The organism is Catenovulum agarivorans YM01 (genome assembly GCF_000281085.1).
In the GTDB taxonomy this organism is placed as follows: domain Bacteria; phylum Pseudomonadota; class Gammaproteobacteria; order Enterobacterales; family Alteromonadaceae; genus Catenovulum; species Catenovulum agarivorans.
Map to the genome: position 1 here is coordinate 104672 of NZ_JH767524.1, position 15880 is coordinate 120551.

At 39.1% G+C, this 15880-nt stretch carries 16 protein-coding genes; 2 read left to right on the forward strand and 14 right to left on the reverse strand.

The features are described from left to right. Positions 1–8: 8 nt before the first annotated feature. From WSC_RS0106635 to crp, 11 genes are all read right to left on the reverse strand, one after another. Complete coding sequence (locus WSC_RS0106635; protein WP_016955137.1) at positions 9–1982, reverse strand: CsgG/HfaB family protein; 1974 nt, start codon at positions 1980–1982, stop codon at positions 9–11. A gap of 15 nt (positions 1983–1997) precedes the next feature. Next, on the reverse strand, positions 1998–3086 hold the full coding sequence (locus WSC_RS0106640; RefSeq protein WP_016955138.1) for a hypothetical protein: 1089 nt from the start codon (positions 3084–3086) through the stop codon (positions 1998–2000). A gap of 18 nt (positions 3087–3104) precedes the next feature. Then, positions 3105–4073, reverse strand: coding sequence for an MlaD family protein (locus WSC_RS0106645; RefSeq protein ID WP_016955139.1), 969 nt, complete (start codon positions 4071–4073; stop codon positions 3105–3107). 2 nt (positions 4074–4075) lie between these two features. After that, positions 4076–4726 carry an ATP-binding cassette domain-containing protein gene (locus WSC_RS0106650; RefSeq protein WP_016955140.1) on the reverse strand — a complete coding sequence of 217 codons (651 nt, stop codon included), beginning with the start codon at positions 4724–4726 and terminating at the stop codon, positions 4076–4078. Further along, the gene (locus WSC_RS0106655; RefSeq protein WP_016955141.1) at positions 4723–5514 is read right to left on the reverse strand and encodes an MlaE family ABC transporter permease; all 792 of its coding nucleotides are present in this window, start codon (positions 5512–5514) and stop codon (positions 4723–4725) included. The genes WSC_RS0106650 and WSC_RS0106655 overlap by 4 nt, the downstream gene beginning before the upstream one ends. Next, positions 5511–6299: a tetratricopeptide repeat protein gene (locus WSC_RS0106660; protein ID WP_157447204.1), complete on the reverse strand. Its 789-nt coding sequence runs from the start codon at positions 6297–6299 to the stop codon at positions 5511–5513. The genes WSC_RS0106655 and WSC_RS0106660 overlap by 4 nt, the downstream gene beginning before the upstream one ends. After that, on the reverse strand, positions 6268–6990 hold the full coding sequence (locus WSC_RS0106665; protein ID WP_016955143.1) for a tetratricopeptide repeat protein: 723 nt from the start codon (positions 6988–6990) through the stop codon (positions 6268–6270). Before WSC_RS0106665 ends, WSC_RS0106660 begins: the two co-directional genes overlap by 32 nt. Next, positions 6990–8045: an LPP20 family lipoprotein gene (locus WSC_RS23990; RefSeq protein ID WP_016955144.1), complete on the reverse strand. Its 1056-nt coding sequence runs from the start codon at positions 8043–8045 to the stop codon at positions 6990–6992. Before WSC_RS23990 ends, WSC_RS0106665 begins: the two co-directional genes overlap by 1 nt. Positions 8046–8059: 14 nt before the next feature. Beyond that, positions 8060–9358, reverse strand: a complete 1299-nt coding sequence (locus WSC_RS23995; protein ID WP_157447205.1) for a murein transglycosylase domain-containing protein — start codon at positions 9356–9358, stop codon at positions 8060–8062. Positions 9359–9398: 40 nt separating this feature from the next. After that, positions 9399–10208 carry an LPP20 family lipoprotein gene (locus WSC_RS24000; protein WP_016955146.1) on the reverse strand — a complete coding sequence of 270 codons (810 nt, stop codon included), beginning with the start codon at positions 10206–10208 and terminating at the stop codon, positions 9399–9401. Between the two features lie 132 nt (positions 10209–10340). Next, complete coding sequence (crp, locus tag WSC_RS0106685) at positions 10341–10973, reverse strand: cAMP-activated global transcriptional regulator CRP (protein ID WP_016955147.1); 633 nt, start codon at positions 10971–10973, stop codon at positions 10341–10343. Positions 10974–11216: 243 nt separating this feature from the next. Between crp and WSC_RS0106690 the strand changes: the two genes are divergently transcribed. Both WSC_RS0106690 and WSC_RS0106695 read left to right on the forward strand, forming a co-directional pair. Further along, entirely contained in the window at positions 11217–12038 is an 822-nt protein-coding gene (locus WSC_RS0106690; RefSeq protein ID WP_016955148.1) for a mechanosensitive ion channel family protein, read from the forward strand. A 14-nt stretch (positions 12039–12052) separates the two neighbouring features. Further along, positions 12053–12793, forward strand: coding sequence for a DUF481 domain-containing protein (locus WSC_RS0106695; protein ID WP_016955149.1), 741 nt, complete (start codon positions 12053–12055; stop codon positions 12791–12793). 69 nt (positions 12794–12862) lie between these two features. Here the strand turns inward: WSC_RS0106695 and ftsX are convergent, their stop codons facing one another. Genes ftsX through ftsY form a run of 3 tightly spaced genes read right to left on the reverse strand, consistent with a single transcriptional unit; the run spans position 12863 to position 15865 of the window. After that, positions 12863–13855 (reverse strand): permease-like cell division protein FtsX, encoded by a 993-nt coding sequence (gene ftsX, locus WSC_RS0106700; protein ID WP_016955150.1) that lies wholly within the window; start codon positions 13853–13855, stop codon positions 12863–12865. After that, positions 13852–14544 (reverse strand): cell division ATP-binding protein FtsE, encoded by a 693-nt coding sequence (ftsE, locus tag WSC_RS0106705; RefSeq protein WP_016955151.1) that lies wholly within the window; start codon positions 14542–14544, stop codon positions 13852–13854. Before ftsE ends, ftsX begins: the two co-directional genes overlap by 4 nt. Before the next feature lie 34 nt (positions 14545–14578). Beyond that, the gene (gene ftsY, locus WSC_RS0106710; RefSeq protein ID WP_016955152.1) at positions 14579–15865 is read right to left on the reverse strand and encodes a signal recognition particle-docking protein FtsY; all 1287 of its coding nucleotides are present in this window, start codon (positions 15863–15865) and stop codon (positions 14579–14581) included. Positions 15866–15880 lie beyond the last annotated feature (15 nt).

Below are 15880 nucleotides of genomic sequence, written 5' to 3' on the forward strand. Positions count from 1 at the left end.
CTTCCTACTTAGAACTTGTAGTTCTTAAACACTTTATCAATGTACTGTAAAGATTTAACACTGATAGGTGAATTTACTGACTTAACTTTTTCGTCAAATACTGCGTCAGTAAATTTCTCGACAGCCGGGATAAATTCTTGACGGCGGTTTAACAGCTCTTCACCTTGTTGGAAGTATTCTTTTTCCAAATTCATTAACGGTTTTAATACTTCACGAGCTAATTGGTCAACCACATCACTGGTCATAGATTGAAGAATCTCTGTATCCGTTGGTACTTCCATTGGATCAAACTGAATGCCTGCATCATCTATACCTGCATTTGCACTATCTTCTTCAACTTTTTTACGCTCTAACGTTTCAACGCTAGTATTCACCCCAGTTGCAACATCAACAATTCGGTAAGAAATTTGGATAAAACCAACTTTCTTTTTGTTTTGCACTTCATAATCTTTTACCGCATATTTTGGTACTTTAATTTTCGCAACAGGCGCGGTACGTAATTCTTCTTTACTCGGGTTAGGGTTACGAGTTTTCCAGTTTAAATATTCAATGTTATCTTCGATAATTTCACCGATTTGATAACGTGCTGTTTTATTAGAAGTAGAAGCAGTTTCATCTACTTTAAACAACAACACACTACCCATAATCGCGATATCAATACCATAAATACGCCCCATCTCTTTGGCAGTATTTTCAGAAACGACACCAATTTGGCCTAACTTCATTTCTTCTAAAATCGATTTTAAGTTTTCGCGCTCAAGAATATTGATATCTTTAGAAGCATTATTAAACAAATAAGAAATCAGGTTGTTGGCAATCATGATGCCAGCATCATCATTGTTTGACGGGCTTCTAAAGTCGAATACCGCAATTGACTTACGTACACGCGTGTAAATCGCATCTTCAACTTTTTGTTTTTTACTGAATAAATCTTCAAATTGAGGATTTACGTCTTGAAGTTTGTTGTACCAATAATAAGCAGATCCATATCTATCATCTTCAATAAAACGTTCTACTTCTTGGTTAATTTTCGCCGATAAAAACGCTTGTAAAGCTTTTAACTGTACATTGTTATCCGCAAAAGAATATTCTTGTGCTTGTTTAAAGGTTTCAACTGCTTTAAACAAGTAACCTTGTGAAATATATGCGTTTGCTTGATTGACTAGCTGTAACTCTTTATTAACTCGCACACTTTTGAGCTTGCTGACCAAAACAGAATCAAATTGGTCAAAGTCTAGCGCTTTTAAGTAATAGCTTTCAGCGGCAACCCAATCGTTATCAACTTCTGCTTTATTCGCCTTCTTTAAATAATAATCTTTGTTGTTATTTTGTTCGGCTAATTTAAGCAAATTGTTCGCTTGGCTCAGAGATGGATTTAAATCTAACGCACCTTTTAACAAAGCAACAGCACTGGCAATATTATCTGCTTTTAACTCGGCTGTCCCCTGTTGCAATAAAGCATTTGCCCCTTCACTGCGAGCAGCGGTGAGCATTTGCATAGTTTGTTCATAGTTTGGATAAATGGTTTGCACATCTTTAAGCACGGCATTGGCTTTAATCCAATCTTTATTCGAAGCGTGTTCAACACCTTGTTGATATTTTGCTGAGACCAAAGCTAAAAAGTCAGTTTTCACACTATCTAACTTACTAGACAATCCAATTGCTTTACTTGAATCGTACTTTTTAACCAAGGCAATTTTTTCTTCAGCTTCATCTAACACAGCAATTGTCAGCGGCTGTGTAGCCAACAAAGTATCCACTTCGGCTGCTAACTGGCCAACTAATTTACTGGTGATGTCTTTCAGCTTGTTACGATATTGCGCGTTATCAGGCTCTTTTTTAAGAGCTTGTTGCATATATTGAATAGCCTGTTGATACTTCTCAGCTTGGCTTAATTTTAAGCCTATGTCGTACTCTTGCTGACCACTGGCACCACAGCCAGCTAAAATCAGTGCAGATAAGACTAGCGCCGCCTTTTTCATCTTGAGCTCCTGAAATTACTGAATTTTTATAGTTAATTGATTGCCAGCTAAACTGACCACTTTAGTGTGAAAATGCCTTTGAGAAAATGCAGCGGATTTAAACTCATCTGCCAACTGCTCGGGCCATCCTCGGTATTGCAACTGATACTCGGTTTTTGCAGATTCAAATTGAACCAGCTCAATATCTTTAACACCAGCTAACGTGCTTTTTATTGACTTAACAACTAATTGGGCTTGTTCCAATGAGCCTAAATCAACAATATTCAGCTGTATATTACGTGCTGCGTATTGTTCGTTTTCCCAAGATACAGTTAATTTTTTACGTAAATCTTGCCAGATTTCTTTGACGATTATTTTTGCCGCCCGTTTGCTTGCTTTTGAACTACTCGCCCCCGGCAAAGTTTTAATGCCAGAAGCAGTCGCCATTATTTTGCTATCATCCGCTCGGGTTAATCTGGCATTAATTGCGAGTTCATTTGAAGTTAACTTCATACCTTGGTAATCACTTTGACTTTGCTCTTTGGCAACATTTAAGTGAATGACAAAACCACCACGTAATTCAGTGTCATTAGTTAAATCGTAAACTGGAAATTTATCGTCAGACAATTGTTCTATTAAATAATTACGGACTTGCTCCGCTGAAACAGCACTGTTTTCAACGCTAAAGCCGTCAATCACCACTGTCACTCGTGGTTTTTTCTGCCATTTAAGTGCTTTCTGAAATTGATCTACTTGGTTTATCAATTCATCAACATCGGCTTCCGCCTGAATGGTTACTTGGTAAAGTCCATCATCGGTTTTCCCTTCTTCTAAAACACGGTAGTTTTTTAACCGACCACTTGCTGAAGTCATCACCTGATCACTTACCATTTGAAAGTTTTCAACCAAGGTTCTCGACTCAATAATGGTACCAACCGCTTGCTCAATGGCTGCACGCTTGGCGTTTTCTAAAGCCACTTTATAGGCTTGTGCAACTTGCCCAGGCTGAATATCCGCAACACCTTTTGCAACAACCACCTTTCCAGCATAACTATTTGCTGAAAAAACAAGCAGTAAACTTACACAAAGTGCGATTAATTTGCCTAGATATTTTGAATTGATCATCCTGATATCTAACTCCGCTTAATTACTTGGGTTACTGTTATAAAGTCTATCATCTATCAAATTATTATGTAGCGGAAAGTTAACCTTTTGTTCACTAGTACTCTTTAATAGCCAATGATTATCCAAGGTATGCATTAATTTCCGCGATGAAATTAAAGTATATTCAACTTCATCCATCAGGCGTGGTAAATCTGTTAACGTAAGTTCAGCAGTTTGGATAGCTGATTCACCTCGCTTGGCTGCGCTTTCAACCTGATTTAAAGCTTGAATGATTGGGCGCTCAAGCTCAGCTGCAGTTTGACCTAATTGACCAGTTAACAATTCGATTTGTTGCAAACTCTTATCAAATTGCTGAATCGCATTAGGCAGCACAGCTGCTGATTGTTGTAAACTTGCGGTTAGTTGGTCCGCTTGCTGTAAACTTGCAGCTATATGTTGCTGATTTTGTTCTATCGTTTGGGTTATTGCCGCTAAACTGTCGACAATAGAGGTTAATTGGCTAGCAATTTTCTCAACTTGCCACTGTTCGATTAACTCTTCAAACGACTTAGGCTCAATTACTTTAACTAAACTTTTATGCCCCAACAAGTTATTTGTATTTTGACTAGGTATAAAAGTCAATCCGCTACCCGATATGACTGTGCTTAAACCTAACTTAGAGTCTATTTGTATGACACTGTCCTTGCGATAAAAACTACGATAACTGCCATCTAACTGCATGCGAATTTCAACTTGACCACTTGGGGTCAATTCTACTCTTGAAACCTTACCAATTAGCACACCAGACAAGGTAACAGGTGAGTCTTCGACTATTCCATAGGTTTGATTGACATGCGCCCTTAACTCAAATTTCATACTGTGCTGGGGCGCACTCACTCGATTAAGGTAAATGGCATAGATAACCAAAGCAATTGCGGTTAAAACAACAATGCCTAATATTTTGTCTTGTAGACTTGTTTCAAACGCTTTTGGCTTAGCAAAACTCATTTCTATTCCAATACAATTTTTTTATTTTCAATTCGATACACTCTTTCCGCGATACTGTGACTATCACCAGCTGTTGTTGTCATTAATAAGCTGGCACCAGTTTCATTACAATACCGTTTGAGTATAGCTAAGATTTTCTCGCGCATTGCTGGCGACATCCCTGACTGTAACTCGTCAGCCAACAATAATCTTGGCCGAATAACTAATGCTCTTGCCAAATTAACTAAGCGTAATTGCACGTCGTTTAATTGATGAACGTCGTATTCGAGAATATCTGCTATCTCTAGCTGCTCGGCGACAAATTGAATGCGCTTCACAATAAATTCGTTGTCAAAATTTCTATGGTATTTCAACGGTAAGGCAATATTATTATAAACGGTAAATAAACTAACCAAGCCGCCACTTTCGTAACAATATGCGACTTTTCTAAATATTTGTTCGGGGGGCAATTGGTTAATATCGTCTCCATCTACCAGTAAAGTCCCACGTTGAAAAGGGACAATGCCAGCGCAAGCTTTCAAAAAGCTAGTACCACCGTCCAAAACACCTGTTGCTAAACAAACAATTTCACCTGCCGCTATTTCTATAGCCGCGTCTTCAAACAAGCTTAATTCATCAAACCCTAAATAAAAATTTGCGACATGCAGGCTCATAATTTGTATGCCATTAAACTAAGGACGACATTTAAGGTAAAAAAGGTAATAAGTTGTGCCGTTGTCGAACTTGAGATAGCGCGGCTAATGTCGGTAAAGCGACCTGCAACTCGCCCACAAAAATGCAAACTGATTAAGCCGATCAAGCTACCGCCAATTAAAGCTTTTGATAAAGTAATTACAACTTCTAACCCAGTAATTTTGGCTAAGATAGCACTCAAAAATACGGTAAAGGATAACGAAGGGTCATCTAACAAAATGACTAAATATGCCGATGAGATACTAACTGCATTAAAAAAGATAAACATCAATAATAAGGATAATGGGAAAGCGAAAAAAACCGGCAATAAAAAGATAAATATTGGGCTCATTTGTTGTGCTTTTAACACTTCAAATTCATTGTACAATTTTAGATGTCCAAGCTCGGCGGTAATGGCGGTCGCCGACCGAGCGATTAATATAACCCCTGAAATAAGCGGACCTAACTCACGAATAACCACAATCACAAAAAAGTTTGCATAAAACTCAACCATGCTTTTGCCTGGCGGTAACACTGCATATAACCTAGCCATCATTAACGAGCCGATGATTAACGCAATAGCTGTATTGATTCCAATCGCACGTACGCCTGTATTATATAACTGACGCTTAAACATCATCCAAAAAATATTGCGACGGGCAGGATGCAATAAGTGGCGAGATTCCTTGATTGTCAGTGCAAGCAAACCCGAAATATCTAAAAAATAGTTAAATACGCCACGTAGGTATGCCCCCAAAACCCCTATCATAAATTTGCCTGATGGTTGGCAGTAAACCATTGCTGCATAGGTTCAACTAACTGCGGGGCGTGTGCCTTAGCACTTATTAACGCAAGCGAAAAATACCATACACTAAGGTCATGCTCATTTTGTTGATGGTATAACTTACTCAGCATAAAAAGGCTGTCGGTAATCAATTGCACTAACTTATGTTGTTGTGCCAATTCTAACGCGCTAGCGAGCGCTGATACATCGGCTTGGGCATACCCTAATTGATAGTATAAATAGGCTGCATCTGCTGGATATAACTTTGCGATGGCATTTAGCTGTTTTGCTAAATTTTGCCAATCATTTTGATAAAAATGCCAATAACCAAGCTGACGTTGATTTAACTTGCTTAAATCGAGTTGCTGGAATAGTTCAGAATTTTGTGTATAACGAAACTCAATTAAATAACAATCCGCGAGATAATGGTTATATATTGTTGTGCTTGCTAACCTTTTGCATTGCTCAAGTGCATGCTCAGCTTGCTCGACCTGCTGATTAACATAATATAGGTCAGCTAAGACAAGTTCACTCTTGATGATATATTCTACATCAGCAAATACCGCAAAAGTTTTCTGAATTTGTTGATACTTGTTTATTCGCTCGGCTAATCCATGCTCAGAGGTTAGCTGATTAAAATTATGCCGAGCCGTTTGTAAATCAGGATGAAGCGGCTCAGTTGTTGTTGAACAAGCAGTAAGTGTAAAGAGTAACAACAAACATATTTTTGTTGCCGAGTTAACTTTCCTCTGCCATACGCTTTGCATCACTTTTTAGCATCCTAACAAATGTTTCCAAATGGTCTGGTCGGTTTACATACTCTTCTAGGATTGCAATCGACTCCTCGAGAGTTTTGTGTCTGAGCATAAACGCCATGCTCTCTCTCAAAGATTTTAATTCATTTGAAGATAATTGAATCTCTAATAAATCGGCGAAATCATCAAAGTCATTCGCCAAAAATAGTTTTTTACTATGCAGTCGAAAACGCCATCTAGCCACTCGGGCACCTATCGAGTTGAGTGTGGTACCTAACCAAATACCGATTACCAAAACAATAAAGTCGCCAATCTTATCACGTGCTACCGACTTCCATTCCTGTGACAAAACACTTTCAGACAACTCGGAGGTGGTGCGAATTTCTTCGATATATTTTTTTGCTACAGTATTCAGTGGGTTTAAATTAAGCGCTTGCATAAATCTAGCTTCTGCAGGACCAAACTTTTTAGCCAAATATAAAGCTTCACCTTGTAAAGCATAAATCATATCGTTGTCTTTGTAGCGTTTTAGTGCTTCAGTGGTTAGATGTTCGGCTTTGTCAAACTCCCCAGCTTCAATAAATTTTTGCGCCTGTACTACGACTCTGGTTTCTGACTTCAAGTGTTTATCCAATGATTCAACATCTTGAGCAAACAACTGTAGGCTTAATACCGTAATCAAGACAACAAAACTCTGTTTAACCATTAATCGGCCACCACAACCATCACACCAGCATTGTGCATTACTTGATAGATAGTTTTGTTATTCTGTAAAATTTTTGCTTCCGCATCTCCTATGACCAAGTCGGATTTACGTAACTTATAGGTGTTTTTAGCTTTAACTATCATTGGCTTTATTGCTACTCGAGTATTGCGAATAGCATCATCGACGTCAAAATCATAAGAAACTGGGCGTTTTTTTACTAAGTCATCATACGAAGTATCATCATTTGGGTAAATAATGTCGCCACTTTCACTGCGAATAGTTGGTACAGCGGCAATTTTAAAATCAGTGACACTGCTTGCGTCAATTAACAATCCAGTAAAGTTGGCGGTATTCTCAAAATCTTTGATAAAAGCATCTAACTGCATGGCTACTTTTTCAGCCCCTTGCACTTGCAACCAGATTGCCATACGTTTAGTAAATTCAGCTTCCTCCGCCGTGGTGATCACAAAAGGTTGTGGGGCGGCATACGCCTTAGTAATAAAATTCAAATCAAGGCTTTGTTTGAACGCGACCCAACTTGAATTAAATTGTGCTTGATAGAGTTCAAAACCACTCAAGCCATTTGCCGTTGAAGTTAAGCCACTTTGCTGTGTTTTACTTTTTGGAATAAAAGTTTCCATTAAGTTACCCGCCATAGGAATTTCCATAGTGACAGAAGCAACATCATTTTGATAATGATCTTTGGTCATAATGGCGCCTTTAATCACGGCTTCAACTTGGGTTCGCACAGTATCACTTGCTAACGTCATATCTTGCACTAAGGTTTGGGAGTTAACTCTAACCCCGTTAACAATTTCAGCTAGGTTTCGATATGCATCTAATTGTGCAGCTCTGCGTGCTAGCAAACGTGCTTTTGAACTACCAATTTGGTTTTGTGGCGCGACACCATAACCATGCGCGAATATGCTGCCTTGAGACCAGTTAACTCCCCCATTGGCAGTTTGTACAATAACTTCATCTGCCTGAGTTGTGTGAACAAACAAAATGCTGACACTTAGGACAAAAGTTTGGCTAATTTTACGAATAAGAGTCATACGCTGATTTACCTCTATACCTCATCCCATTTAGCGTAACGTTTTTTAGCTTTGGTTACTTTATCTAAATAACGCCGAGTTTCTAACGCCGGTAAATTTACCGATAGGTATTGATATACTTGTTCTGCTGTTTGTTTATTTATTATTTTAGCTGCTTTATTGAAATTTTTGCTGTTACCGGTAAATGTTTTTGCCACATTACCTACACCAGTATTGTAAGAAGCCACGGCACAATAAAAACGTGCTAGCGGGTCATCAACTTTACGCAAATAGCGTGTTGTTAATAAGTCAAAATAAGCAACACCTAGTTCTATATTTTGTTCACTGTCGTATAAATACTCAGGCTCAACAACACGTTTTTCACCGTATACATGTTTATAGGCATCAATCCCTGCAGTACGAGGAACCAATTGCATCAAACCAAAAGCCGGTACAGGAGAAGTTGCTCTGGGGTTAAAACTAGATTCTGTTTCGATGATCGCCAACACCAATGAAACGGGTACTTGGTACTTTTCAGAATAACGCTTAATCACAGAGAAATTACGTTCAATAAGTTCATTTTGATAACCCGACAAAAATGGAATTTTGATTTTAATCACTTTGGTCGGTTTGTTATCTATATTCACTTGACGAGTTTGAGCCAAGGCTTTCGTGTCTTGGGCTAGATTAGGTTCAAACTCACCTTCAGCTTCTAATGCCTCTAGCTCTTGTAGAACCTGCTCAATTTGCTCATTAGAAACTAAATCTTGCAACACAGGCTTATCCTTTACCGTCGAGCCTGCCATACTAGGTTGAGCCGGAGCACTGGCTTGGCGACTGGTGTCATCCGCCAGTTGTTTTTTTATCGCTTGGCTGAGCAAATCTTTGTCTTCTAATGTGGCAGGCGTATCAGTCTGTGCAGCTACTAATGCATTTTTAAGACGCTGAATAACTTGTTGCGGAGATTGTTCGGGTTGAATAATAGTTTCAATTGACAGTTGGCCGGATTCAAAATCCATCATTCGACGAGTTTGCATGTCTGGCGCATAATCAACCCATTCATGTGCCGAAGGTAGTTTTAACTCTTCAGCGCCCCAATTAACTTCAATCTTTTTCGAAAGTCCCTTAAGTGCGCGCTCTACCGCTTGCTCAACCGCATTAAAACGGCGTTCTAAAATAACGTCAGTACCCGCAAACTGTTTATCGAGCAGCGCATCGATTTCAGCAAAATCGTCGTCTACATCAGCAAAACTATCATTGGCAGCTAGATGTACAGGCAACATCAAAGATACAGCAATTGCGCCTATACCTATTAGCTTGTTTACTCGTTGCACATCCACCTCCCAATGTGTAATTAACAGTTTACCAACCTATTTACTTCGACAAAATAACCAAAATACCATCCATTGAATGGCGCTCTACATTTGCCAGTATTGCCGCAGCATCTTGGTTGGAGACAACTAAGTCACTGCCATTGATGGTTCTTTCAACTTTAATTTTCACCGGTAAAAAGCTATCAAACTCACTCGCATCTTGGCTCCACACAACTGATTTAGTTGGATGTTGTTCAAAATCTTTAGAAGATAAAACCAATTTTCCATCATTGGTAAACACTTGTGTCACCAATGATGCCGTATACGCTTGGGTGCTTGCATCAAGTATAAAAGCCGAATGAACTTGAGTAGGTTTAACCTCAGCCGAAGGGACATAAACTGGTGCTGCTGGTTCATTTGTTTTAGCCGGCAATGCATCAACTAGTGCTTGTTTCAAATTTTGTTTGTTGCGACATTGGGTAGATTGGGCATTAATACACACACCAACAGTTACTTCAGCAACATAAGTTCCATCTTCTTGTGATAACTTAGAATCCACAATAAAAGCCCCTTCCAACGTCCCTTTAACTCGGGTTGCAATTACATCGGAAGTCACTTCGTAATCTTCAACTGTTGTACCAGCTGTTAATCTTATGCCCCTGATTTGCTCTGCTAAGTTTCTTTGGGCGTCTACTTGCGCTGCACGTTTAGCCATAAAACGTGCTTGTACTTTATTAGCCACTTTACTCATGTCAACTGTGCCAAAGCCAGTTGCTTGCATAATCCCACTCTGAAACGCTTGGTTATCTGCCTGAGCACTAAAACTCAGCGAAGTTAAGCTTACGATTAAAGCTGCAAATACCGATTTCATACCAAATTCCTTGTTAAAAATGTTGACCTAATCATAAGTGTAAATCAATTGAAGCTGGGGTACAGCTTAGATCATCCAAAACGCAATAAAACAATGAACTAAATCACAATCTTTAGCTACGTCAGCTAAACGTTAGCGTGTTCCGTAAACCACCATGGTTTTACCATGAGCTTCGATTAAACCTTGTTCTTCAAGGTTTTTTAACACGCGTCCAACCATTTCACGAGAGCAACCAACAATGCGTCCTAATTCCTGACGAGTGATTTTAATTTGCATACCATCTGGATGGGTCATGGCATCCGGCTGTTTACACAAGTCTAATAAAGCAGCTGCAACACGGCCAGTCACGTCTAGAAACGCCAAATCAACAACTTTTCTTGAAGTATCACGTAACCTAAGTGCTAGCTGGCCAGAAACTCGAAAAAGAATTTCAGGGTGGGATTTACACAAATCTTTAAACTTGTCATAAGTAATTTCAGCGACTTCACATTCAGTTCGAGCTTTAACAGTTGCACTGCGCTCTTGGCCATCAAACAACCCCATCTCACCATAAAACTCGCCTGGATTTAGGTAAGCAAGTATTAACTCGCGTCCTTCTTCATTTTCAATACTAACAGCAACTGAGCCGTCTAATAACAAAGATAAAGTTTCTGGCTTATCGCCTGCACAAATCATAGTGCTTTTGGCTGGGTAACGTTTGCGATTACAATGTTTTACAAAGTGTTGTAACTCGTCATCGTTGGCTACATGGTATGGCATACTCATGGTTTTGCTCTCTTATTCTAATTGTGAACTTGTAGACATTTTTCCGATACTTTTTATATCATACAGTGAAATGAAGAAAAATCACTCACAACTCATAATTAATCTGTCATATAATGGGTTTGCTCTCGTTGTACACTATATCGCATGTAGAAGGATAAACTTTAAATCTTACCTAATGCCGTTCATATAATTGTGAGCATACGCCCAAATTCTTACATTTCTTAATCTTAACAGGAGCATGTTATGGAACAAGTCTTAGACTGGTACAATAACAATCAATCACAAATAAACGATTATTTACTCAATTTCGTTACCGCCATATTAATTTTCTGGATTGGTAGTAAAATCGCGCGCTATATTGCATCTTTGACCAAAAAAATGCTTGAAGCTCGTGGCATTGATAAAGCCGTAGCAAGTTTTGTCGCCAGCTTAGCCAATGCAATTATATTCGCTGCTGTTATTATTGCTGCGCTCAGCCAAGTAGGCATACAAACAGCCACCTTTGTGGCAATCTTAGGTGCCGCAGGTTTGGCAATTGGCTTGTCATTGCAAGGTTCGTTATCAAACTTCGCGTCAGGTATTTTAATCACTGTATTCAGACCATTTAAAGCAGGTGATTTTGTCGAAGCAGGTGGTGTTTCTGGTGTTGTAAAAGAGATCCAAATATTTTCTACCATATTAACAACCCCTGATAATAAATATGTAGTTTTACCGAATGCTCAAATAACGGGTGGTGCTATCACCAACTTTTCTCGCCACGATACCAGAAGGTTAGATCTGGTGATTGGTGTTTCGTATAAAGCTGATTTATTAAAAACCGAACAGGTACTAAAAGACGTTTTAGCTCAACACGAGTTAGTATTGCCTGAACCAACAAGTTTAGTTGCTGTATCTGCGTTAGCAGATTCTTCCGTAAACTTTAACGTACGCGTATGGGTAAAAACATCCGATTATTGGGCTGTTTTTTATGACTTAAATAAAAATATCAAAATTGCATTAGACAATAATGGTATTGAAATCCCATTCCCACAAATGGATGTCCATTTGCATAAAGAAAGCGTTTAAGTTTAGGAGATTTTATGAAGCGCATTTTTCAATTAGCTGTTATATCTGCTGCATTAACTTCAGGTTCGGCAATCGCACAAGCACCTGCTGAAGGTGAGTTTGAGTTAGGTATCATTGTTACTTCAGGTAATACAGAAACAACTTCGTTAAAGGGTAAAATAGCTTACAAACATGAGTTAGAAAATTGGAGTAATCAGTACCAATTAGATGCTTTGTACAAAAAAGATGAAATCGGTGAAGGTGATGAAAAAGTTTCACAAACAACCGCACAAAAATATTTTTTGTCCGGTCAAGGTGATTACAAACTTAACGATAAAAATTCAGCGCTATTTATTTTTGCTTCTTACGAAGACGATAAATTTAGTGGTTTTGAATACCAAAGCACTGTAGCTGTAGGTTATTCAGATCAATTATTTAAAACTGACCAATCTTACTTAAAATACAACGTTGGTCCTGGTTATACTTTTAATAAAGTTGATGGTGGCGAAAAGGACGAAAGCGCCGTATTACGTTTAGCCGCTGAATATCAGTACAAATTTAGCGATCATGCAAAATTTACTCAGAAACTAAGCACTGAAGCAGCGCTAGAAAGTGGTAAGAACACTAAAACTAAATCGGAATCAGCCGTATCGGCTAATCTGATGGGCAGTTTAAGTATGAAAGCCGCGTATACAGTGACTCATAATAGTGAAGTGCCAGACAACAAAGAAAATACAGATACTACAACCAGTATCACTTTTGTTTATTTGTTTTAAGTTTATCTGCAAACAAAAACACAAAAGGCGCTCTTCAGCGCCTTTTCTTTTAGGAGAGCACTTTAACGGCTAGATACTCGAATCAGGTTCGATTAACAATATTTGTTTGCGTACCACCAAATAAGAGCCAGACAAACCTAACCCCATACTGATCAACAATAAATTGACCATCTCAGCAACCGACAAACCAGATAATCTAAAATCTGATTGATATAAATCAGCAATCCGCACGATTGAGCCAGATAAATAATACAACATAATTTCTATGCTCAGCCATGCGATTAAACCACCAAAAAAGCCGTACCATAAGCCAGTAAACAAAAAAGGGCGCTGAATAAAACCATCTGTTGCACCCACCAGCTTAAGTACTTCGATTTCTTCTTTACGGTTAATAATAGATAAACGAATGGTGTTGCCGACAATCAACACGACAGATATACACAACAACACCCCCAAACTACCCATGGTATCTTTAATTAAGGATAAAACCGCATTCAGTCGACGTAACCACTCTATATCCAATTTACCAAATTCAACTTCACGCATTTGCTCTAGCTCTGTTAATAAATCAGCCGCGGGAGAAGCTAACGCATATTCAGCAAGCGGAATAACAATTAACACATTAGGGAGCGGATTAGCTTCCAACAAATTTAAGGCGTCACCAAAACCGGATAATTGTTCAAATTCATCCAGAGCTTGCTCATTGCTGACAAAAGTCACTTTTTCTACTTTTGCATGTAATTGAACTTGTTTTACGAAAGTTTGAATTTGTTTGTCGGATAAATCTGTGTGTAAAAATAGTGATATTTCTGCGGCATTTTGCCAGTGCTGTTCGACACTTTGGGCATTTTTAGCCACCACATACATAATGGATGGTAAAGTTAAACTCACACCCAATACAGCAACAGTTAAAATGGATGGAATTGGATCGCGCCAAATATCGCCTAAAGCGGCTAACCAATGACGAATATTACCAACAAAAAAGGCGATGATTTTTGCGACAATGCCCAATTTTCTTTGATTGGCACCGGCTGAATTGCGCTGTTTAAACAACAAACTCATAACTCAGCTCCTTGGTTTTCTTCCGCTTGTAAACCATCTTGTACCATGCGTCCTTTGGTCAAAGTTAAAGTTCGGTATTTCATCCGAGCGATCAAACCAAGGTCATGGGTTGCAATCAGCACACTCGTACCAACACTGTTAAATTCTTCAAACAAGCGCATAATTTCTAACGAGAGTTTTGGGTCTAAATTACCTGTGGGTTCGTCGGCTAATAAAATCGGCGGCGTGTTGACCACAGCTCTGGCAATACCAACCCTTTGCTGCTCGCCACCAGAGAGCATATTAGGATAGTAGCGGGCTTTATCGAGTAAACCGACTTTATCTAATGCAGTGTCGACACGTTTACGAATTTCTTTTAAACCATAACCTTCAATAATCAGCGGCAGAGCTATATTGTCAAATATGGTATTGTCACGCAGCAGCCTGTGATTTTGGAAAATCATGCCAATATCGCGACGAACATATGGGATTTGTTTACGCGATATTTTGCTTAAATCGTGGCCGTTAATAAATACATGACCAGCGGAAGGTCGCTCCATTATTGAGATCAATTTGAGCAGCGTACTTTTGCCTGCGCCTGAATGACCAGTTAAAAAGGCCATTTCACCAGGCTGAATATGAAAGCTAATTTTTTGTAACGCTTGCACACCACCTGAGTAGGATTTAGATACTTGCTCAAATCGAATCATACTATCCCCTGTAAATTATTTTTTAGTAATTATTTTATGCTTGCTCACTTTCTTCTTGAGCAAATAGCGCTTCAATAAAATCATTGGCGGCAAACGGGCGTAAATCGTCTATACCTTCACCTACACCTATATACCTAATTGGTACTTTAAATTTGTCGGCTATTGCAAAAATAACCCCACCTTTGGCTGTGCCATCCAGTTTAGTTAAACTAATACCAGTTAAACCAACCGCTTCACCAAATAACTTAGCTTGGCTAATCGCATTTTGCCCTGTAGTTGCGTCAACCACCAGCATAACTTCATGTGGTGCATCTGCATCAATTTTTTTCATCACACGCACAATTTTTTTCAATTCTTCCATCAAGTGTGATTTGTTTTGTAATCGTCCTGCCGTATCCGCAATCAATACATCAACGTTTTTAGATTTAGCTGATTCGTAAGCATCGTAAATAACCGAAGCACTATCTGCGCCAGTATGTTGCGCGACAACGGCAATATCATTGCGTTGCCCCCATACTTGTAATTGCTCGACCGCTGCCGCTCTAAATGTATCACCAGCAGCCAACATAACTGACTTGCCTTGCTGTTGATATTGTTTGGCTAATTTACCTATAGTCGTGGTTTTACCAACACCGTTAACCCCAACCATCAGCATAACAAACGGACCTTTCGACTTTTCAAGCTCTAGCGGTTGCTCAACCTCTTGTAAAATTTGCTGCATTTGCTCTTTAACAACCGAATACAAACCTTCCGCTTCTTTGAGTTGTTTTTTCTCTGCCGCTTCTGTTACCTGGTCGATAATTTTCATCGTGGTATCAATGCCCACATCCGCCATCAACAGCTGCGTTTCTAGGTCCTCATACAACTCATCATCAATTTTTTTGCCTTTGAATAGTGAAAACAATCCACTTCCGATTGACGCTTTGGTACGAGTTAAACTGGCTTTTAGCCGAGCGAATAAACCTTGTTTAGGTTTTTGTTGTGGCTCTGGCTGCTTTTGTTCGGCAGCAACTGGCGTGCCTACTTCTTCGACAGGCGTTTGCTCAGTTACAGCTTGTTTAGTTATCTCTTGTTCAATTACAACGTCTTCAACTTCAGTTTCTTCAATGCTTGCTTGTTCAACAGCTGGCTGTTGAGATTCAACCGGCTCTTTAACAACAAGCTCTGCAGTACTTTCAGTAGGTTCTGCTGGCGTTTTATCTGCTGTATTAGTATTTTGTTCAGCCTCTGGCTGAACGACAGCTTGCTCAATTACTTCTTCAGTGTTTTTTTGTTCAGACTTGCGTCCAAACCATCCAAATAAACCTTTTTTCTGACTCATTTTGGCTAACTTACT

Excerpts from the sequence above, each read along its gene's own strand:
- WSC_RS0106645 (WP_016955139.1), bottom strand. The coding sequence starts at position 4,073 with ATGAGTTTTGCTAAGCCAAAAGCGTTTGAAACAAGTCTACAAGACAAA.
- ftsE (WP_016955151.1), bottom strand. The coding sequence starts at position 14,544 with ATGATTCGATTTGAGCAAGTATCTAAATCCTACTCAGGTGGTGTGCAA.
- WSC_RS0106695 (WP_016955149.1), top strand. The coding sequence starts at position 12,053 with ATGAAGCGCATTTTTCAATTAGCTGTTATATCTGCTGCATTAACTTCA.
- WSC_RS0106640 (WP_016955138.1), bottom strand. The coding sequence starts at position 3,086 with ATGATCAATTCAAAATATCTAGGCAAATTAATCGCACTTTGTGTAAGT.
- WSC_RS0106665 (WP_016955143.1), bottom strand. The coding sequence starts at position 6,990 with ATGGTTAAACAGAGTTTTGTTGTCTTGATTACGGTATTAAGCCTACAG.
- crp (WP_016955147.1), bottom strand. The coding sequence starts at position 10,973 with ATGAGTATGCCATACCATGTAGCCAACGATGACGAGTTACAACACTTT.
- WSC_RS0106635 (WP_016955137.1), bottom strand. The coding sequence starts at position 1,982 with ATGAAAAAGGCGGCGCTAGTCTTATCTGCACTGATTTTAGCTGGCTGT.
- WSC_RS0106655 (WP_016955141.1), bottom strand. The coding sequence starts at position 5,514 with ATGATAGGGGTTTTGGGGGCATACCTACGTGGCGTATTTAACTATTTT.
- WSC_RS23990 (WP_016955144.1), bottom strand. The coding sequence starts at position 8,045 with ATGACTCTTATTCGTAAAATTAGCCAAACTTTTGTCCTAAGTGTCAGC.
- ftsX (WP_016955150.1), bottom strand. The coding sequence starts at position 13,855 with ATGAGTTTGTTGTTTAAACAGCGCAATTCAGCCGGTGCCAATCAAAGA.
- ftsY (WP_016955152.1), bottom strand. The coding sequence starts at position 15,865 with ATGAGTCAGAAAAAAGGTTTATTTGGATGGTTTGGACGCAAGTCTGAA.
- WSC_RS24000 (WP_016955146.1), bottom strand. The coding sequence starts at position 10,208 with ATGAAATCGGTATTTGCAGCTTTAATCGTAAGCTTAACTTCGCTGAGT.
- WSC_RS0106690 (WP_016955148.1), top strand. The coding sequence starts at position 11,217 with ATGGAACAAGTCTTAGACTGGTACAATAACAATCAATCACAAATAAAC.
- WSC_RS0106650 (WP_016955140.1), bottom strand. The coding sequence starts at position 4,726 with ATGAGCCTGCATGTCGCAAATTTTTATTTAGGGTTTGATGAATTAAGC.